This is a genomic window from Planomonospora sp. ID82291 (assembly GCF_015711645.1).
Classification (GTDB): Bacteria; Actinomycetota; Actinomycetes; order Streptosporangiales; family Streptosporangiaceae; genus Planomonospora.
Map to the genome: position 1 here is coordinate 1 of NZ_JABTEX010000014.1, position 17,761 is coordinate 17,761.

The 17,761-nt window shown below is 71.3% G+C and carries 19 protein-coding genes; 8 read left to right on the forward strand and 11 right to left on the reverse strand.

Annotated elements, in window-relative coordinates; genetic code table 11:
• Positions 1–91 precede the first annotated feature (91 nt).
• Together HS045_RS33760 and HS045_RS33765 are read right to left on the reverse strand one after the other, a co-directional pair.
• Entirely contained in the window at positions 92–616 is a 525-nt protein-coding gene (locus HS045_RS33760; RefSeq protein ID WP_196455707.1) for a hypothetical protein, read from the reverse strand.
• Positions 613–849 carry a helix-turn-helix domain-containing protein gene (locus HS045_RS33765; protein WP_196455708.1) on the reverse strand — a complete coding sequence of 79 codons (237 nt, stop codon included), beginning with the start codon at positions 847–849 and terminating at the stop codon, positions 613–615. The genes HS045_RS33760 and HS045_RS33765 overlap by 4 nt, the downstream gene beginning before the upstream one ends.
• Positions 850–1,275: 426 nt before the next feature.
• Here HS045_RS33765 and HS045_RS33770 point away from each other — a divergent pair, with 426 nt between their 5' ends.
• Positions 1,276–1,662 carry a hypothetical protein gene (locus HS045_RS33770; protein ID WP_196455709.1) on the forward strand — a complete coding sequence of 129 codons (387 nt, stop codon included), beginning with the start codon at positions 1,276–1,278 and terminating at the stop codon, positions 1,660–1,662.
• 161 nt (positions 1,663–1,823) lie between these two features.
• Here the strand turns inward: HS045_RS33770 and HS045_RS33775 are convergent, their stop codons facing one another.
• The 3 genes from HS045_RS33775 to HS045_RS33785 form a co-directional block, all read right to left on the reverse strand.
• Positions 1,824–2,147 (reverse strand): hypothetical protein, encoded by a 324-nt coding sequence (locus HS045_RS33775; protein WP_196455710.1) that lies wholly within the window; start codon positions 2,145–2,147, stop codon positions 1,824–1,826.
• A 378-nt stretch (positions 2,148–2,525) separates the two neighbouring features.
• On the reverse strand, positions 2,526–2,735 hold the full coding sequence (locus HS045_RS33780) for a hypothetical protein (RefSeq protein ID WP_196455711.1): 210 nt from the start codon (positions 2,733–2,735) through the stop codon (positions 2,526–2,528).
• A 235-nt stretch (positions 2,736–2,970) separates the two neighbouring features.
• Positions 2,971–3,168, reverse strand: a complete 198-nt coding sequence (locus HS045_RS33785) for a hypothetical protein (protein WP_196455712.1) — start codon at positions 3,166–3,168, stop codon at positions 2,971–2,973.
• A 282-nt stretch (positions 3,169–3,450) separates the two neighbouring features.
• On the opposite strand from HS045_RS33785, the gene HS045_RS33790 reads away from it, so the two are divergent.
• The 5 genes from HS045_RS33790 (at position 3,451) to HS045_RS33810 (ending at position 7,551) form a co-directional block, all read left to right on the forward strand.
• Entirely contained in the window at positions 3,451–3,654 is a 204-nt protein-coding gene (locus HS045_RS33790; RefSeq protein WP_196455713.1) for a hypothetical protein, read from the forward strand.
• The gene (locus tag HS045_RS33795) at positions 3,641–4,753 is read left to right on the forward strand and encodes a hypothetical protein (protein WP_196455714.1); all 1,113 of its coding nucleotides are present in this window, start codon (positions 3,641–3,643) and stop codon (positions 4,751–4,753) included. Before HS045_RS33790 ends, HS045_RS33795 begins: the two co-directional genes overlap by 14 nt.
• Positions 4,754–4,841: 88 nt before the next feature.
• Positions 4,842–5,228 (forward strand): hypothetical protein, encoded by a 387-nt coding sequence (locus HS045_RS33800; protein ID WP_196455715.1) that lies wholly within the window; start codon positions 4,842–4,844, stop codon positions 5,226–5,228.
• A 14-nt stretch (positions 5,229–5,242) separates the two neighbouring features.
• The gene (locus HS045_RS33805; protein ID WP_196455716.1) at positions 5,243–6,865 is read left to right on the forward strand and encodes a type IV secretory system conjugative DNA transfer family protein; all 1,623 of its coding nucleotides are present in this window, start codon (positions 5,243–5,245) and stop codon (positions 6,863–6,865) included.
• On the forward strand, positions 6,862–7,551 hold the full coding sequence (locus HS045_RS33810) for a hypothetical protein (protein ID WP_196455717.1): 690 nt from the start codon (positions 6,862–6,864) through the stop codon (positions 7,549–7,551). The genes HS045_RS33805 and HS045_RS33810 overlap by 4 nt, the downstream gene beginning before the upstream one ends.
• A 66-nt stretch (positions 7,552–7,617) precedes the next feature.
• Here the strand turns inward: HS045_RS33810 and HS045_RS33815 are convergent, their stop codons facing one another.
• Positions 7,618–7,983: a hypothetical protein gene (locus tag HS045_RS33815; RefSeq protein ID WP_196455718.1), complete on the reverse strand. Its 366-nt coding sequence runs from the start codon at positions 7,981–7,983 to the stop codon at positions 7,618–7,620.
• 73 nt (positions 7,984–8,056) lie between these two features.
• A complete protein-coding gene (gene mobF / locus HS045_RS33820) occupies positions 8,057–12,853 on the reverse strand; it encodes a MobF family relaxase (protein ID WP_196455719.1) in 4,797 nt (1,598 codons plus the stop codon).
• 425 nt (positions 12,854–13,278) lie between these two features.
• On the opposite strand from mobF, the gene HS045_RS33825 reads away from it, so the two are divergent.
• The gene (locus tag HS045_RS33825) at positions 13,279–13,746 is read left to right on the forward strand and encodes a hypothetical protein (RefSeq protein WP_196455720.1); all 468 of its coding nucleotides are present in this window, start codon (positions 13,279–13,281) and stop codon (positions 13,744–13,746) included.
• An 83-nt stretch (positions 13,747–13,829) separates the two neighbouring features.
• A complete protein-coding gene (locus HS045_RS35240; RefSeq protein WP_196455721.1) occupies positions 13,830–14,540 on the forward strand; it encodes a nuclease-related domain-containing protein in 711 nt (236 codons plus the stop codon).
• Positions 14,541–14,708: 168 nt separating this feature from the next.
• Here the strand turns inward: HS045_RS35240 and HS045_RS33835 are convergent, their stop codons facing one another.
• The 4 genes from HS045_RS33835 to HS045_RS35715 all read right to left on the reverse strand — a co-directional run bounded on the left by HS045_RS33835 (position 14,709) and on the right by HS045_RS35715 (position 17,639).
• Positions 14,709–15,026: a hypothetical protein gene (locus HS045_RS33835; protein WP_196455722.1), complete on the reverse strand. Its 318-nt coding sequence runs from the start codon at positions 15,024–15,026 to the stop codon at positions 14,709–14,711.
• On the reverse strand, positions 15,023–15,649 hold the full coding sequence (locus tag HS045_RS33840) for an AAA family ATPase (protein ID WP_196455723.1): 627 nt from the start codon (positions 15,647–15,649) through the stop codon (positions 15,023–15,025). The genes HS045_RS33835 and HS045_RS33840 overlap by 4 nt, the downstream gene beginning before the upstream one ends.
• A 29-nt stretch (positions 15,650–15,678) precedes the next feature.
• Positions 15,679–16,911, reverse strand: coding sequence for a hypothetical protein (locus HS045_RS33845; RefSeq protein WP_196455724.1), 1,233 nt, complete (start codon positions 16,909–16,911; stop codon positions 15,679–15,681).
• Between the two features lie 596 nt (positions 16,912–17,507).
• The gene (locus HS045_RS35715) at positions 17,508–17,639 is read right to left on the reverse strand and encodes a hypothetical protein (RefSeq protein WP_255532008.1); all 132 of its coding nucleotides are present in this window, start codon (positions 17,637–17,639) and stop codon (positions 17,508–17,510) included.
• Between the last annotated feature and the right edge of the window lie 122 nt (positions 17,640–17,761).

Consider the following 17,761-nt stretch of genomic DNA (forward strand, 5'->3'; position numbering starts at 1 on the left):
GGTAGCGGCAGGCCCTCGGGGCTTTCGTGTGATCGGGGCGGCTGCCCCGGACCTGCGCCCGGACCTGACGGCCCGGGGCAGATCCGCAGCCTCAGCCCTCCGGCGCTGTCCTGACTGCCTGCAGGCGCTCAGCGGCCTGACTCAGCGGTCCGAAGACGTTCATGGCCTGGCTGTACTCCGGGTCCTCCAGGACCGCGTCAGGGTCCCGGACGGGGTCGCCGATCACCCCGGCCCGGGTCTTGGCGGCCTCGCGGACTTCGTCGGCCCAGATCGCCACCGCGGTCTGAGCCTCGGCCAGCGCCGTGCGTGCCCGCTGGTAGGTGTCGCCTGCCGGACGGTCCGCACCTGCTGCACCGGCTCGGGTGATCAGGCCTATGACCGCCTGAACGGTGCTGGTCTCCCATTCGGACAACCACGCGATCACGCCTCGGTCATGGGCACCCAGCTCGACTCCGGCCGCCTCGCATGCCTGCAGCAGCGCGGCCTCCTTCGTTCCGCGTACGACCCGGTCCGGGTCGCCGGACTTCACCGTCCCCGCGTCGTGCAAAGCGCTGACGGCCTTGGGCATCGGCTCACCGCGGGTCTCCCGCTCGGTCTCGTATGGTCCTGCGCTCATCGCGTACCGTCTCCTTCCTGCTCAGCCGCCTGTACGGCCCGATCCCGCTTCCACCTGCTGACAGTGTTCTGCGCAACCTTGCCGATCTCGGCCACGCGTCGCCACGAGGCGCCGGCGTCCAGCGCCTGCAATGCCGCCTCGCGGTGCTCGGCCGCCACCTGATCCCGTCTGGCTGTCACGTCGGCGAGGTTGCGCAAGGCCGCGGCCACTCGCTCCTCCTTCAGGGGGTCCACCTCTCATCCTCCTGCTTCTGTATCGTAGCAATTCACTACGATACAGAAGCAGTATCTATATGGCTACCTCCGTCTCACCTGCGAAGCCTTCCCACAGGAGGGGGCTGTGTGATCATCCCGTCTGCCTGGGCCGTCTCGATCACGCGGGCGCCGGGGGTGCCAGGCGGGGTCCCCTCTGGGGTGCCTGGCGGCCTCGGGGGCTGCGTGATAGGCCCAGAGCTGGCGGACGGGATGATCACACCCCCCGGCACCACGACGCACCCCGGACTGATCATCGGGCCGCGCTTCCCTCATCCCGGAGCCTGCCCGCCCGGCGAGGGCTGCCCTTCCTCGGCCGTAGGCCGACCGCCCTTGCCCGTGGTCCTGGTCCTGGTGGACGCTCTGCGTGGGCCTGCCCGTCCCCGGGGCCGGCTGAGGGGAGCCGAGATGATCAGGGACGTACTGCTCTGGATCGCGGCGGGCCTGGGCGCCTGCGGCCTGCTGGGGTACGGCTCGCTCCTGGTGGGCCTGGTGCGGGATAGCCTCTGGGATCGCAAGCTCAAGCGGCGGGCGGAGCATCTGGCGGACCTGGGGAGGGGCTATCCGCGGGTGAGCTACACCGTGGGGACGCACGTCGGGACCGGGGTCGAGTGGCGCGGGATCGTCTCGACCTGGCCGGAGGTCGTGGCCTGGGCGGAGGAGACATCGCTTCGGCCCCGGGTGGTCGACGCCTTCGTGGTGGGCGCGGAAGCAGACCGAACGGACCTGATCGCCGAGTGGACGTGGAAGGACGGCGCGATGGTCGGCAAGGAAATCCGGGTTCCTCGCGCTTGACGGCGCCGCGCGGGCCGGACTCCTGGATGGGTCCGGCCCGCTTCCATGCGCGCCCGGCCGCGACCGCTTCCCCGGTGGCAAGGCCCGACGAAGGAGGGCCGCGGCAGCCGATCGCCCCGACCACGTGCGGCGCTCGGCCACCCTCAGCGATCGTCACGGCCTCAGCCGGTACGGCGCTCCTGCCTGTCAATAAGCGTTCCCGCAGGTCCGCGCGTCGCCTGCAGCTGGCGGCCGCCGCCGCGGTGTCCGCATCGCTGCTGGTCAGGAACGCGCCCGGTTATTGACGAGCCGTCGCCGCGGTGCTCCTGGGCGGCATCCAGGTTCCACGCATCCGCTCCGAGCCGGGTGTCCAGGCGGAGCGCGACCGCGTCCGGGACCTGCGCCCGGCTCGTCCAGCGGGCGCCGCACAGGCAGACCACGGCGGGCTCGTTCTCCTCCATGAGCGGGACGGCGACCTCGTGCCCGCACGCCTCCTCGATGTCCATCCGGTCCACGGTGGCGGTACGACGGGCCGCGTACGGCGGAGACAGCGCTATGCGGGGATAGATCCCCTACGATCTAACCCCCTCCTGACCTGCAGAGATACCCGGAGATATCATGCCGTACCTCTACAGATCGTCCCCTCGGCCGCCCCGCCGGATGGCTCTCTACCGGTTGTGCCGGGATGACCCCTGGACGCTCGTCGTCGGGCTGATCGTCACGGCCGCCGTGGTGACCGGCCTCGGGCTCGGCTGGGCGGACCTGCAGCGCGGCCAGGACCACGGCGACGGGACCGCGCTCGGGGCGGGGGCTTCCCCGACTCCGGCGCCGATCCGTACCTGGGAGGCGTCACCGGCTCCGGCTCGGCGCTCGACCTGGGCGCCCTATCCGATGGCCACCGCCACCGGCTCCCCTCCGCCCTCGACCACGCCGAAGGCGTCGCCGTCGCCGTCCGGCTCAAAATCGCCGGCGACTTCCCGGGAGGCGGAGTCCTCGCGGTCCTCGTCGGCTCTGGCGCGTCCTCGGGTCGATCCTCCGGCCGCGCGGGTGCGGGCGGTGCCCGCTGAGCCGCCCCGGCCTCGGCCGGTGGTCAAGCCTCGTCCCCGGAAGGAGCGGGCGGAGCCTGAGCGGAGGCCAGCTCGACCGCGCCGGACTCCGCCGCGTGCTCCTGGGGGCTCGGTGTCGGATGCGGCGCACTCCCGCTGTGACGAGATGTTCCCCCGCTCGCGGGACGGCCTGCGCAACGCTGCGTGCCACCGGTACGTCAGTGATCAGTTCTGAAAGCCGGAAGCCCGGCACCTGTGATCAGGTACCGGGCTTCCGGGTCGTTCACGCGATTTGCTCGCGCACCTGCGCCTGCTCCACGGTGGCCGCCGACTGCTCGACGGCCGGAGCGCAGGGCGGGCGCTGGCTGCGCCACCGGCTGAGGGCATGAATCCGCAGATCATCCAACACGAACATGATCGCTGCGAGCGTCACGGCCGTGGATCGAATGATCTTCCATGCCCTCCGGAGTTCCATCATCATTGGATCACCTCTCAGAGGTGGCCCCGCCGTGCTCCTGGACAGATCCCGGCGGGGCCTTTTGCGTCTCCGATGACCAGCGCAGAAGCGCGGGCGCGGTGTTGGTCACCGTGATCAGCGGGTCTAGGCTGACACTGCACTCCGTTAGGAGTCGCGCCCGTCCATAAGAGTCCATCCATAGCCGTTGAGTGTCAAGGACTGTCATTCAATGGAGCCGCATGTCATAGTGGTCCCATGTTGAAGACACCCCCGACCGCTCACGGCCTCGCCCGGGGAGGCCCACCCATGTCCGAGTCCCGCCCGCCCGTTCGCCTCGTAGTGCCCGCTGAGACCTCCGCCGCCGTGGACACGGCGATCGTGGAGGTTGCCTACCTGGCCAAGACGAAGGTCAGTAAGGCCCTGCTCACGGACGTGCTGCTTCGTGTGGGCCTGCGGCACCTGGAGGAAGCGGCGGCACTGATCCGGGAGGCAGCCAATGACCAGCAGTGATCGCACGTCCGTTCGCTGGCCGCGCCGCTGGCCGCTGGCGCTGCTGGCGCTTCCTGCTGGCGTCGCGACGTGGTCCGGCTGGGTCGGGCTGGGCGAGATGACGGGCTTCGGTCCGGTCAAGCTCCTGCCCGGTATCGCCGATGACTTCGAGATCAACTCAGCGGTCACGCTCCCGATCGGCGTGGAGGCGTACGCCGCGTTCGCGCTGTCGGCCTGGCTGACCTCCGCGCCGGTCGCGACCGGAACCCGCCGGTTCGCTCGGATGAGCGCACTCGGAGCACTCGGGCTCGGCATGTTCGGACAGATCGCTTACCACCTGCTGGAAGTGCAGAACGAAAAGACCGCTCCCACTGCGGTAACGGTCCTCGTGTCCTGCCTGCCCGTGCTGGTGCTCGGGCTCGGGGCGGCGCTGGCGCACATGCTCCACCGCGACCGGATCGCCGCGGCGACCGCTGCGGAGGTCGGCGTCCTCCAGGCGCCGGCCGCCGTGCTCGATCCCGACCCCGGCCCTGGGCGGGGTACTCGACCGGTCGACCCGGCCGAGTTGACCCCGACTCCGGCCGCGGCCGGTCACCCGGTCGGCCTGGCCCCGGTCAACGGCGGTCAAGACCCTGACCCCGCACCGGCCACGACCCCGGCGCCGCGGCCGGTGCCGCTGCCCGTCCCGGTCCCCGTGGGCCAGGTGGCCGAGTCCGGCCGACCGGTCGACCCGGCCGAGTTGACCCCGATTCCGGCCGCGGCCGGTCACCCGGTCGGCCTGGCCCCGGTCAACGGCGGTCAAGACCCTGACCCCGCACCGGCCACGACCCCGGCGCCGCCTCGCCCGGCCTCCGGCCCGGAAGGGCAAGAGCCTGCTCCTGCGGCGGTATCCGGAGTCGCAACGATGCTGGCAGCGCAACCAAGCAACGCCGCGAAAATTCGCTATGCGATAGGGGTTCTGGGCCTCGACGCGACCCCCGGTCAGCTCTCCGACTGGCTCGGCGAGTGGGGCTATGCCATGAGGACTGAGGCGATCCGCTCGGAGCTGCGCCGCGCTCGAAAGGCGGCAGAGAACCCGGACCCGGTCGCCACGGTGACCCCGCTCCGGGGTCAGAAATGACCCCGCTCGTAGACCCCGGGGTCAGCGCCCCGATTGCACCCGTAGCGCTGACCCCGGTCATCACCGCCCCAGCAAAGGAACGGATCACATGGACATTCTGACACTGACCGCGACCGGTGCCGGCGGGCTGGGGGTCGGGGTCATCCTCGGCGCCCTCGTCCTGCGGCCCCGCGTCGGACCCTGGTACGGCTCGCGCCCGGCGTGCCCCTGCCACTCGGTGGCCACCGTGACGACTGCGGCCGCCGCCATGCCTGCCGTACCGGCCATCGCGGCTCTTCCGCACCAGATGGCACGGCAAATCACTACGCACTCCGACATCGCTCCTGACAGTCTGGTAACCGCATATGTCACCACTGGGTCCGGTGTGGTGCCGGTGATGGTCGCCGCCGCCGCGCTGATGCCCGCAGCGCCCGGTGCTGGCCTCGTGCCCGCGCTCCCCTCGGCTCCCGGACAGACCGCGGGAAGTGCCCAGTGATCGAGGAGACGACCATGTCCATCACTTCCCCCGCCGACACCGCACCGCCCCTGCAGATCGACCCTTGGGCGAACTTCAACCTGCCGGTTCCCCTGCCCCTGCTCATTGCCGGGCTCCTGGCCCTGTGCGTCGCGATCGTCGTAGCGCAGATCATCTACCGGGCGATCGTCCCGCCGGCGGGATTCGCCACCCCCTGGGACATCCGGCAGCACCTCAGCGCCCGCGCGGCCCGGGGCCGCATGGACCGCACCCGGCCGTCCCTGCTCGGTCAGCGCGTTCCGGTCAGTGAGTACGCCTACCGGGTCGGCCGGTCCCTCTCGCCGTACATGACCATCTGCTGTAATCCCGAGGACTCCGCGGTCCTCGTCGGCCCGCCCGGCGCGGGCAAGTCCGCGCTCCTGGCCGACATCGTGGCCGACGCCCCCGGCGCCGTGATCTACACGAGTAGCAAGATCGCCGACTACGACACGACCGCCCGTATCCGCTCCCAGTTCGGCCCGGTGGCCCTGTTCAACCCCCTCGGGCTGGGCGGGATGCAAAGCACGGTCCGGTACAACCCCGTGCGGGGCTGTGAAGACCCTGACCTGGCCATGCGGCGCGGGGCGGCCCTGCTGTTCGCCCTGCGCCGTCCCGGCGACAGCAGCAACATGAGCGACTACTTCCACAGTCAGGCCAACGAGGTCCTGCGCTCGCTGCTGCACGCTGCGGCCCTGGGGGGCCTGACCCTGGTCGACGTCCAGCGCTGGGCCAACGATCCGACCTCGGTTGAGGCGCTGCGCATCCTGGAACGCTACGACGCCGATCCCCGGTGGATCGAGCTGCTACGCGCCCGGCAGGAGATCACCACCACCACCCGTGACGGCATCTTCTCGACGCTCGCCACGGCGTTGTCTTGGCTGTCCGGCCCGGCCGCCGCCTACTGCGTCACCCCGCCGCCCGGGGAGGACTTCGACATGGAGGACTTCATCCTCCGGCGCGGGACGCTCTACATGGTCGGGGAGGACAGCGGGGAGGGCGACGGCGTCGCCCCGCTGTTCACCCTGATCATGACGGACCTGGAAGAGGTCTGCATCCGGCTGGCCGGCCAGATGCCCAACCGCAGGATGGACCCGTGGGTGACCTGGGCTCTGGATGAGGTGGCCACGATCTGCCCGGTCCCGCTGGACAAGTGGATCAGCAAGTGGCGCCAGCACAGCATGTTGATCCTGGCGGGCATCCAGAGCAAATCGCAGCTCTACGACCGCTGGGGGCGCAACGGCGGGGACACGATTTGGGGCGTCGCCGCGCTCACCCTGGCCTTCGGCGGCATCAAGAACGCCGATGACCTGCGCGAGCTCTCGATCCTGTGCGGTGAGCGCGAGGAGATCCAGACCAGCACGCAGCATGGACCCAACGGGCCGACGCGCTCGGAGCACACGGTCCTGCGGCCGATCATGCCGCCCCACAAGATCCGCCAGCTCAAGCGCTGGCGCGCTCTGGTGATCTACCGGTCCGCTCCTCCGACCATCGTCAAAATCCGGAAGGTCTGGAAGCGGCGTGACCTGAGCAAGCGCGTCGTTCCGCCGCTGGCTGTCCCGGCTCCGGCGCCGCGGCGAAGGACGGTCCCGGCCGACACTCTGTGGATCGAGGAGAGATGACCGAACACGAAGAGGCGCCGCTGGCCCGGCAACTGCTGACCATGCGTCAGGAGATGAACGAGATCCGCGCCGCCCTGCGGCTGTTCCCCGGCCCGGCTGCCCTGCAGGAGATGGTGGAGCAGCTGGCCGGCCTCGGCGACCGGGTCGACGCCATCGAGGCCGCGGCCTCCGAGAAGGCCAAGAAGCTCCAGCCCTGGGACTGGAGCGTCCACCTCCCCGCCCTGGCTGAGGGCGGGGACGGCGACGGGGTCCGCGACGCGCACGCCGCGTGGGTCCAGCTGACCGAGTGGGTCGAAAGCGTGCTCGGCGGGCTCTATCGGCTGGTCACCTGGGAGGACCGAACCGGGAAGATCGGCAACAAGGGCTTGGAGCTGTCCCGCCCGATCCCGCCGTGCTGGAACCAGCATCCGGACCTGATCGCCGAGTTGGGGTGGCTGTGTCAGGAGTGGCTGCGCATCTACCGGCCGCCCTACGGCTACGGCAGCCCTGCGCGAGCGGGGGACTGGCATGACCGCTACCTCCTCGGCCTGCGCAAGCGGATCGGCGTCTCGACGGCCGCCGCCTGCCGGTTCGGCCATCTGCAGGACTCCCCGACCCGAGAGCCCGCCCGCGACCCCGGACGGGAGCCGGGCCGAACCGGAGGAACCTCAAGCCGGGCCGATGCCGCCCGCGGTCACCGGTACTGACCCCTGACAACGCCAAGAGGCCGCGTCCGCCAGCTGGTGGGCGCGGCCTCTTGGCGTTCTCGGACCTCAGTAGATGGTCTCCCCGCCCTCCCCGGTCAGCCAGAACAGGGCGTTCTCGGCTCCGGTGAGGTAGCGCAGGCCGTGGGCGCGATGCCACGCGATGCCCTGCCCGGTGAACGCGCGCATCCCCTCTTCGGCGCGGTCGGCCTCTGTCTCGATGTCCCACAGGGTCGGCAGGCGCCCAAGGCGGTCGCCGGCGACCGGGGAATCCGCCCGGCGACCCATCACCCACCGCAGGGACTCCAGCACGCCGCGGGCGTAGTCGCGCTCCTTGGACGGGTAGGCCGGATCGGTGAAGAACGCCCACTGATCAGCGATCTCCGCCGGGGTGCGCGGGCACGGCGGCGGCGTGTCGTGGGACAGAGCGCTCATCGTCGGACCCTCTCTGAACGGCAGGCACCACATCGACCGTACGGCGTGCTGCCTGCCTGATCCATAGCCGCCGCTACCGTCCGAGCGTCGGACCCTGCGGGGCCTGGATGGTCGGGGCCTGCACGGTCGGCGCCTCGACCGCCGGGGCGCTGCGCTCAGCCGCGAGCACCATGGTCTGCTCCGCCTCGCGCTGCTGCTGGTAGTGGTGCTCCCGGGTGATCTCCTGCGGGCTGCGCTCGACCTCGGGCGCCTGCTCGCGCTCGGCCGCCCGCTCCTGCTCCCGGCGCTCCTGCGCCTCCCGGCGCTCGCTGAGACGGGCCTCGATCTGCTCGCGCAGCGTCGGCGTCCGCTCGGCCTCCTGGCCGACCTCGGCGCCGCGCTCGGTGCGCTCGCGAGCGCTCGCCTGCTCGGGCTGCAGCGCGCGTTCCTGGGCCTCGCGCAGCTCCTCCAGCACCCGGGCGCTGATCTGAGGCCGCAGATCGTCCGGCGTCCGCTCGGCCTCGGGGGCCTGCTCGCGCTCAGGGCCGGGCTGCTCGGCCTGGCGCTCCTGCTCGACCTCGGGGGCCTGCTCCCGCTCGGCCTGGCGCTCGCGGTTGGCCTCCTGCTCAGCCCTGGCCGCATCCCGCGCGTCCCACCGCTCGATCAGCTGGCGGAACGCCTCCTGCTCGCGCTGCTGCTGGCTGGGCTCGGCCTGCGCCTGGCGCTCACGCTCAGCCGCGCGCTCCTCCTGCCACTGCTGCTCGATCTCCGGCGTCGTCTTGCCGTCCCAGCGCTCCGCCAGCTGGCGGAACACCTCGGCCTCCCGCTGCTGCTGGCTGGGCTCCCGCTCGATCCCGGGGGCCTGCTCGGGCTCGGCCTGGCGCTCGCGCTCGACCTCGGGCGCCTGGTCGGGCTCGGGCATGTCGGCCTTGCGCCGAAGCAGTTCGGCCAGCGCCGCCTCTGCCTGCTCCCGCAGGGCGCTGGTGCGCTCGTACCAGCTCTCCCGCTCGGTGTTGCGCTGCTCGATCGCCGCGCCCAACCCCACGAGCTGCTGCGCCTGCTCGATCGCCTGGGCGGCCCGCTCCTGCAGCTGCACCCGCTGGGCCTGGTCGACCTCCAGCGCCGCCTGTGCCTGAGCAAGGGCGGCCTCCTGCTCGGCCGCGCGCCGCTGCTCATCGACGCGGGCCATCTCCTCGGCGACCGAAGGGGGCGCCCACTCCTGCTCGCGCTCCCAGATCTCGACCTGCTCGCGCAGGGTGCCGGTGCTGGCCTCGGCAAGCCGCTGCTCCTCGGCGCTGCGCCCAAGGGCGGTGTGCGCGGCCTCCCACGCCGCGTACTGCGTGACCATGCTCCGGCCCGGCGGCGGCCCGATCACCGTAGACGGGGCGTCCACCTGGTACTGCTCGCGGTACGCCTCCACCACGGCGGCGCGCTGCTGCCAGTCGGCCCGCTCGATCGGGTCCGCCGGCACCGGCCCCAACCGCTCGACCGCCCACGCGGGCGGCTCGGTCACGGCCTGCTCCCCGAGGGCCTGCGTCCGGGCGTCCATCACCTCGGCCAGCTCGCGCACGTAGTCGCCGACCGGGCCGGTCAGGTCCGCCGGGGTCCGGGCCGTCCAGCTGGCTCCGGCTGCCTCCCGCTCCGGCGTGCGGACGGTCAGCTCGCGCTCGATCCTCCAGTGCAGCAGGGCGGGGACGTTCTTCGCATCGTCCAGGCCCTTGCCCCGGCTGCCGACCGCTGCCGAGACGAGCGCCTGCGGGTCATGACCGGCCATCTCCGCCGCCCACACCTGCCGGTAGACGGTGCTCGGGTCCTCGGCCTGCAGCCGCTCGTACAGCGGCTCCCCGAGGGCCTGCCGCAGGATCTCGGAGTGCTTGGCGCGCTGATGGTCGCTGACCAGCTCCTCCCAGATCGGCGCGTGCGCGCCGATGGTCTCCGCCCACTCCAGGTCGCTGCGCATGACCTCGCTGGCCGACCGCTCCACGCCGACGTTGGCCAGCACCTCGGCCAACACCTCAAGGGCGCTCTCCTCGGGCTCCAGGCCGACGAACGCGCGGTTCTCCATCCAGCCGCGGGTCATGCCCACATACAGCTGCTCGCGGGTCGTCGCCGAGGTCACCAGCTCGTATCCGACCTGGACCGTGTCGCCCTGGACGCTGTGCACGGTCCCGGCGTAGCCCAAGGTGACGTGCTGGGCGACGTAGCGGGCGGGCAGCTTCACCCGGCCGCCGACCTCCTCGGAGCCGGTGACGCGCTCAACAGTCAGCGCCCCGTCCTCGTGCCGCTCGGCCACCCGGTAGACGTACCGGTTGTAGACCGGCATCCCGGCGGAGTCGACGAGCTTGTTCACGTTCCGCCGGGCCTGGATCAGGTCGCCGCGCCCGGCCCGGGTGCCGTCGGCCAGCTCGACGCCGTCCGCCTCCACCTGCCCCAGCGCGGCCAGCTCCGCCCGGATGGACGCTGACAGCTCCACCGCCTGCGCCTCGGTCGCGGTCATGATGACGGACTCGACGCCCCGCAGACGGTCCGTGACGTACGCCTGGCGGATCTCGGCCGCCATCTCCTCGACCGTCCCGGAGCGGATGCGGCCCCGCCGCATGTAGGCGTCCAGCGCGTGGACCTGGCCCTCCCGCAGACCCAGCGACGCCTTGGCCTCCCAGGTGCGGGGCGTGCCGTCCGCGTCGCGGAACCGCCGCACCGTGCCCAGCTGGAGCGCCTGCGGCAGCCTGGCCAGCTCACGGAACAGGCCACCGGCCTCCACGGCGGCCAGCTGCGCGTCGTCGCCGCAGAGAACGAGTTTTCCGCCGGCCGCCTCAACCAGCTTCGCGATACGGACAAGGTGCTCGGTCGACGCCATCCCGGCTTCGTCCACGATGACCATGTCACCGTGGCGGATCTGGAACGCCTCCACCTCGTGGCGCGGGCCTTTGCCCTCCAGCCGCATTAGGAACTTGTCGATGTTGGCCGCGAGCCGGATGCCCTGCGCCTGCAACACCTGGGCGGCCTTGCTGGACGGCCCCAGGCCGATCACGCGGCGGCCGGTGGCCTCCCAGCCCTTGGCGATCAGGCCTTGCGCGACGCTCTTGCCCGCCCCGGCCGGACCCACAACGACGTCGATCGGGCGCGCATCCCCGAGCACTCCGGCGACCACGTCGGTCTGATCCCCGCTCGGGGGCCGGCCACCTTCGGCGGCCTCCTCCAACAGGTCCGCAATGGTGACCTGGCTCAGTGCGAGGGCGCCGCGCTTCTTGGCCCGCTCGATCACGCGCTGTTCGTCGGCCAGCCAATCCAGCGTCGAATACCGCTCGTCCCGGCCCGGTCGGAACATGCTCCGCCCGTCCGCCCGGCGGAGCTCCTGCGGAGCGGAGACCAGCTCCATGCCCTGCGTCATCACCACGCCGTACTGACCGCTGAGCGCTTCGTCCGCCAGCTCCTCCAGCAACGCCGTGGTGTATCCGCGCTGCGCGAGCACGCTCGGCCCGAGCCGGTCGGGCAGGACCTCGTTGATCGCGAACATCAGGTGCGCCCGGGTCCACGTGCTGCGCTGCGACTGCACGCGCTCGATCGCCCGCTCGATGACGATCCGCCGCTCGAACCGCTCGGCGTCGCCCAGGCCGCGGGCCTCGATGGCGGCGGCCTCGGCTCGCTCCAGGATCGCGACGAGCGTGGTCTTCAACGTCTGGCCGACCGACCGTTCCCACTTCCGCAGAAGCTCGCTGTCGGTGCCGGTGGCCTCCTTGCGCTTGCGGGTCGTGCGCGCGGCGTCCTGCTGCATGATGGTCCGCGCGTAGGCGCTGGGCGCCCGGCCGGTCCGCTGCTCGTACTCGGCCGCCCACTTCTCGACCTCGCGGGAGACCTGGCCCGCCCGGGTCGACAGGGCGGCCCGCTCCTCCTCGCTGATCCCGATGATTTCCCGGGCCTTGCCGTCCGGGCGGAGCGCGTAGGCGACGGGGAATTCCGCCTCCATCTTCTGCTCAAAGGCCCGCTCATAGATCGCGGCGGCGGCGTCCTTGGCCGCGTAGAGTGCCCGGCCGTCCAGCGCCCGCCACTTCTCGGTGCCGTCCGCGTTGACCGTCCGGACCCGGTTGAGGATCACGGCGTGCGTGTGAAGGTGCGGCTCCCCCTCGCGGTTCGTCCGGTGGTCCCACATGCCCACGATCCACTCGTGAGCGTCGACCCACCGGCCCACGCTCGCGCGGCCGTCCTTGGCCTTGCCGTGGCGTCCGGCTCTCGCGTACCCGGCCTCTCGCTGCCAGAACTCCAGTGCCTCGCCGACCGCCTCGCGGTGGATCTCGACCATCCGCGCGGCCTCGCGCGTCCGGCCGGCCGCGAGCAACCCTGCGTAGTAGGCGCTGGACGACTTCGACGGAGCGAAGCAGGCGTCAAGGAAGTTGCGGGCCTTCGGCTGCTTCTTCTCCGCCTCTTCCCGCTTGATCTCCGCGACCCGCTCGGGGTTCAGCCGGGCGTTGATCCGCTCCTTCTTGATCCGGGCGGCCACCCGCTCTTCAAAGCTCTTGAACGCATACGGCTTGCTGCCGAGACGCACCTTCGCGGCGGCCTCCGCGTACAGCTCCTCCGCCTCGTCGTCGCTCAGCCCTTCGGCCTCCACGTGCGCGTCGATCGCCGCTCGCGCCCTCGCGAACTCCTGCGGGTGGGCCAGACGACCGAGGAGCGCCCGCGCGTCCGCCTCCGTGATCTCCGCTCCGGCGCTCAGCCCAAGGTGCTGCAGACCGGAGCCCCACCACTGCCCGACCGGGTTGCCCTCCTGACCCTTCAGGAAGTACTGCTCCGGTCCCTCGGCGTGATCGTGGGCATGACCGCAACCCTCGCCATTCACGAAGTACTCCACGCCTTCCATGGCGTTGGAGAAGAACGTGATGTTGATGGTCACAGGGTCAAGACTACAAGATCATTCGTCACCAGTACATCTAGATGCATAGGTACATCGGGTTTTCGATCTTCGATCGGGCAGAACCACAGCTCAGCGCCATGATCACCCGCACCCATGATCGGGAAGGATCGGCGGGCTCCCGGGAGGGGTTCGAACGGTCCCGAAGGGGTGTACGGCGGGGTCATGATCACGGCCCTTTACGGTGCCGGATGATCTAGCCGAACGGAACCCAGGGCACTGCCCGCCGCGGCCGGTTCCATAAATCCGACCGCGGCTGAGGCGAGATTCCCCGGAGGGGCGCGGGCCTAGGGTGAGCGCATGCTCATCTGCGAGCGGTGCGAAGCGCCGTACGACGATCCCGCCTGGGCGCCGTGCTGTTCGGCCCTGTGCCTCGTCCTGCCCGCCGATCCGGAGGACCTGCCCGCGTGGATCTGAGCGACGCCGGGCGGGAGCTGGCCGCGACCCTGGCCGCATGGTCGGCTCTGTCTCCGCCGGTCGGCGGGGCGCGGTACGGCTCGCTGTACGGCCTACTGCTCGACCTCGGCCGCGCGTTCGTCCCGGCCGGACGGCCGGGAGACCTCCCCGCCGGCGGAATGGGCTTCTGCTACGCCAACGCCAGGGCGGCCGCGGCCCCGGGCTGGTCCTACGTGGAGGGCCTGGCCCTGCTCGACGCCGGAGGAACCCGGCTGCCGGTGCCTCACGCCTGGGTCACGCCGGACGGGCGGACGGCGGTGGATGTCACCTGGCCACCGGGGAAGGGGACGGCGTACCTCGGGGTCGTGCTCCCTGCGGCGGCTTGGTCCTCGCGGCCGGTCTGGGACTCCTCCCCCGTCCTCGACGTCCACACCCGGCCCGGTCTGCTTGCTGAGGGCCTGCCGGTCGGCTGGTGCTGACCGGCAAGCCCCTGGGCGTCGTCGGTGGCTCGTCGTACCGTTGAGGCGCGCTCGTCTCCGTCCGCCCCGCCCTGGAGGTTGCCGTGGTCCGCTCCGCACCGACCGGGGCCGGCGCCTCGGCTCACGCCCGGTACCGGCGGGAGCTGGCGGAAGGCCGCGGCCCGCGCGTGCTCCTGCGCGTGCTCCTGGCGCTCCTCCTTGCCGTGCCGGTCGGGCTCCTGCTCGACTGGCGGGCCGGTCTCGCCGTCGCCCTGGCCGTCGTCCTGGTCGACGCGGTCCGGCACTGGCGGACGCATGAGGCGGTCCGGACCTGGCGCCGCGGCGCCCTCGGGGAGCGGCGGACCGCCCGGCGGCTGCAGCTGCTCGCCTCGCTCGGGTACGCCGTGCTCCACGACCGGGCCTTGCCCCGCGGCCGCGCCAACGTCGATCACCTCGTGATCGGGCCCGCCGGGGTGTTCCTCATCGACTCCAAGCAATGGCGGCGGCCGCGGACCGGCGGCCGCCGGGAGCGGACCGTCACGCCCGACGATGCCCGGAGCCTGCTGTACGAGACGCAGATCGTTGCCCGGACGCTCAGCACCGCCTACGGTGCCCGGGTGGACGTGACGCCGGTCCTGGCCATCCACGGCGCCCATGTGCCCCGGAGGGGCCTCTCCGTCTCTGGCGCGTACGTTCTCAGGCCCTCGCTGCTGTCCACCTGGGTCCTGCAGCAGGGCCAGCGCCTCGACTCCCGCGCGGTCGCCCGCCTCCAAGAGCTGGCGGGCCGCGCGTTCCCGCCGTACGTCCAGACCTGACCGCCGTACCGGCTGAGGCCGTGACGATCGCTGGCGGTGGCCAGCCGCCGTAGGTGATCGGGGCGATCGGCTGCCGCGGCCCTCCTTCGTCGGGCCTTGCCACCGCGTTTCCCGTTTCCTCGATCAGTAATTCAGTAACTGACCCAGCTTCAGTAATTCAGTACCTAGTCAGCTCTGGTCGTCCTGGATGCGCTCGGCCACCCTGGCGAGCAACCGCGGGTCATCGGCGACTTCGGCGAGCATGGCCCGCCACATCCGGGAGTGCGGCAACGTCGGGATATCGGTCTCCTCGGCCAGCTCGCCGACGAGGCGCCGCATCTGCCGGTAGTCCTCCGGCGCGAGGTCGATTGTGATCCGCACCGGCTTGGTACGGCGGGCGGTGGTCCCGCGCTGGGGTGCTTGCCCGGTGGCTTCGTCCTTGCGGCGCGAGGTCGCGGCCTGCTTAAACCGGTCAGCGGAGGAAGCGCTTCGGCCGGCGGCGCTCACGCGATCCCCGCCCGGGTCAGGTACGCCTCGGCAAGGAGGTCGGCCGGGTCTCCGGGCCGGATGTCGGGCACCATGCCGTACGCCAGGGCGTACACCTCGCGGCGGGGGATCTGCGGTCGCAGGACCTCGTATCCGAGATCAGTCAACGCAGCTCGGGCATCCGGACCGGAGCGGGCTCCCCCGACCACGCGGTTAAGGAGCACCGCGACACGGGCGGGGCGCTCCCGGACCTCGGCCACCTCATCAAGGAGATCGGTAATGGCGCTGGTGCGCTCGATCTCGATCGTGGAAGGCGCAACAGGGATCGTGATCTCATCGACCCTGCGGAGGATGCTTCGCACGATCGCGCCGTGGTCCTCGGCCTGAGGCAGGTCGACAACGACGATGGTCTTTGGCCCTGCCGTGCCCTCCAGGCGCCGCCCAGCGTCTTTGACGGCTAGGCCGTAGATGTGGAAGGGGAAGCCGTCGACGGCATCGCTCCATGCCAGGGCGGACCCGGCGGGGTCGGCGTCGACCAGGGCGACGTCATGGCCGCGGCGGTGCAGGGCGTAGGCGAGCAAGACGGCCGTGGTGGTTTTGCCTGTTCCGGGCTTCAAGTTGGTCAGGGCGATCGAAAGGCGCATGACCATTACTGAACCACGGGACTCCGTGACTACGGGAGCAGGGTCCGGCGGTGCTGCGCGCGAATCGCCGCGGTGGCATCGACCAGCCATGCCCGGTCGGCCTCGGCTGGACGGCTCACGCCCGAATCAACGGGCAGGGATGCGTGGAACACCTCCTCCGGCTCGACGGCCGCGGGCCGCCGGCGGGCTGCGCCTGGGGCCGGACCCGGGGCACTGGCCCGAGATCGGTGGGCGGCCTCCATCGCGGCACGGGCTGCTGCGAATGCAGATCTCCCGGCCTGGGTCTCCTCGAACCGCTGGGCGGCAGCTTCGGCGCGGGCGGTCATCGCCGCGGCGTACCCACGGCCGTCCTCGTCGGCCCGCACCTTCGAGCGGCGGCGGGCGGCGGCCAGGACCCGACCGATCCGGTAGCGAATCACGCCGGGCAGATCCGCGGCTGATCTGGTGCGTTCGGTCATCAGCTCGACGGCCTCGCTCTGCGGCACATGCCGGAGGAGTAGGGCGACCAGGGGCAGCACCTCGGCCACCTGGACCGCCGAGAGCCCTCGGTCCTCTCGCTGCCAGGCCCAGTGCGGCCCGCATGTCTTTACGGTGTAAAGGGCGTTGCGCTTCTCCTCGTCGGTGATCCCCCCCTTCTGGGGGATCCCGGGGATGCCCTGCAGGCGATCCCGGGCATGATCGCGCGGGGAGGGGGGAGATCCCTCTCGCGTATAAGGAGACGTGTGCAGTCGTCCACAGCCCGACTGCCGTCGGATCGCTGGGCCGGTCGCGGAGCCGTGCCGGACGGTCTCACATTCGGCCTGCAGTCGGTCCGCCTCCGCGCGAGTGATGGCGCCGGTCGCCTGGGCGCTGGGCGGGTCGATCTCCCGGCGGACGGCGCGGGCCAGACTCGCGGGCAGCTCTGCGGGCAGCTCCGGCGGGACCGACAGGACGTAGCGGGCCGCCCGGCCCGGGGCGGCGGCCACCGTCTGCCGGACATAGCCCAGCGTGCGGACCCGGCGGAAGTCGCTCCAGGCGGTGCGGATGCCGACGCGGTGAACGCTGGCGTAGGAGCGCATGATCCCGGGAACGTCGGCGAGACGACCCCGGGCGTCGGCCCGGTGCGTCAGGTGGGCGATCATTCGCCACGCGCACTCGTCCGCGAGCTGGCCCCGGTGGCGCTGCAGCGCGCACAACCGGTACCACAAGCGGCGGGGCATGGCCGGCTGATGGTCGGCCGCCTCGTAGTAAGCGGTGCGGGGCCGCGGCTGCTCGGTGGCCACCGGTGGCGGGGGAGGATTCTCGGTTGGTCCCGGCGTGTCGGATGACGGGCGTAGTGGGCCAACCGTCTGGACGCCTGCTATCGTCACTCCAGACGTAATACGCAGACACGTCAAAGGGATCAGCTCTCGCAGGCGGCCAAACCTTTCGAGCTGACTCGGAGAAGTGTCTGAGACGTTCTCGGTTGGGAAGCGCCCCCTCGTGGGGCGTTTTCTTTTTTCCTGGACGGCTCCGGTAGTCGATCAAATGCGTGTGGTCAATCCCGCATCTTTCCACGGCTCATATGTCCTCGGGGACACTCGTGGCTCTTTAACCCCGGGCGTGTCGCATTTTCACGTTGCTTGGGACGCCGAAGGCCCCGCAGAACATCTCTGCGGGGCCTTCGGTCTCTCTCAGTCGGCGCCCAGACCTCCAAGCCTGGGCGCCTCGTCCTACCGCCGTTGCGCTGCCTCTTGCTCCGCGCACACCTTGTGACAGGGGCGGCCCGCTTCATCGAGGAGGAAGGTCAACCTCCTGCAGAGTCGGCACCGCTCACGCTGTCCGTCGTTCCAGTGCTTCCGGGAATCGTCCTTGGGGTTCCAGTTGAGCCCCGGCACGGCTACCGCTTGCCGCTGTGGTCGTGGTTGATCGGGCTGGAGCTCTGGGCACCGCATCCGCTGCAGGTGTAGAGCGGGCTCGATGATCCGGAGTTGGCGCCTGCGGGCCACTGCTGGCCGCGTCCCTGTGTCATCCTGGGATCTCCCTTCATGGGACCCCGGGGGCCGGTTCGTTGGTAGCGGCAGGCCCTCGGGGCTTTCGTGTGATCGGGGCGGCTGCCCCGGACCTGCGCCCGGACCTGACGGCCCGGGGCAG

Bases quoted from the DNA above. Each gene is read 5' to 3' on its own strand.
- HS045_RS33760 (WP_196455707.1), bottom strand. From the start codon at position 616: ATGAGCGCAGGACCATACGAGACCGAGCGGGAGACCCGCGGTGAGCCG.
- HS045_RS33770 (WP_196455709.1), top strand. From the start codon at position 1,276: ATGATCAGGGACGTACTGCTCTGGATCGCGGCGGGCCTGGGCGCCTGC.
- HS045_RS33775 (WP_196455710.1), bottom strand. From the start codon at position 2,147: ATGGACATCGAGGAGGCGTGCGGGCACGAGGTCGCCGTCCCGCTCATG.
- HS045_RS33785 (WP_196455712.1), bottom strand. From the start codon at position 3,168: ATGATGATGGAACTCCGGAGGGCATGGAAGATCATTCGATCCACGGCC.
- HS045_RS33790 (WP_196455713.1), top strand. From the start codon at position 3,451: ATGTCCGAGTCCCGCCCGCCCGTTCGCCTCGTAGTGCCCGCTGAGACC.
- HS045_RS33795 (WP_196455714.1), top strand. From the start codon at position 3,641: ATGACCAGCAGTGATCGCACGTCCGTTCGCTGGCCGCGCCGCTGGCCG.
- HS045_RS33800 (WP_196455715.1), top strand. From the start codon at position 4,842: ATGGACATTCTGACACTGACCGCGACCGGTGCCGGCGGGCTGGGGGTC.
- HS045_RS33805 (WP_196455716.1), top strand. From the start codon at position 5,243: ATGTCCATCACTTCCCCCGCCGACACCGCACCGCCCCTGCAGATCGAC.
- HS045_RS33810 (WP_196455717.1), top strand. From the start codon at position 6,862: ATGACCGAACACGAAGAGGCGCCGCTGGCCCGGCAACTGCTGACCATG.
- HS045_RS33815 (WP_196455718.1), bottom strand. From the start codon at position 7,983: ATGAGCGCTCTGTCCCACGACACGCCGCCGCCGTGCCCGCGCACCCCG.
- HS045_RS33840 (WP_196455723.1), bottom strand. From the start codon at position 15,649: ATGCGCCTTTCGATCGCCCTGACCAACTTGAAGCCCGGAACAGGCAAA.
- HS045_RS35715 (WP_255532008.1), bottom strand. From the start codon at position 17,639: ATGACACAGGGACGCGGCCAGCAGTGGCCCGCAGGCGCCAACTCCGGA.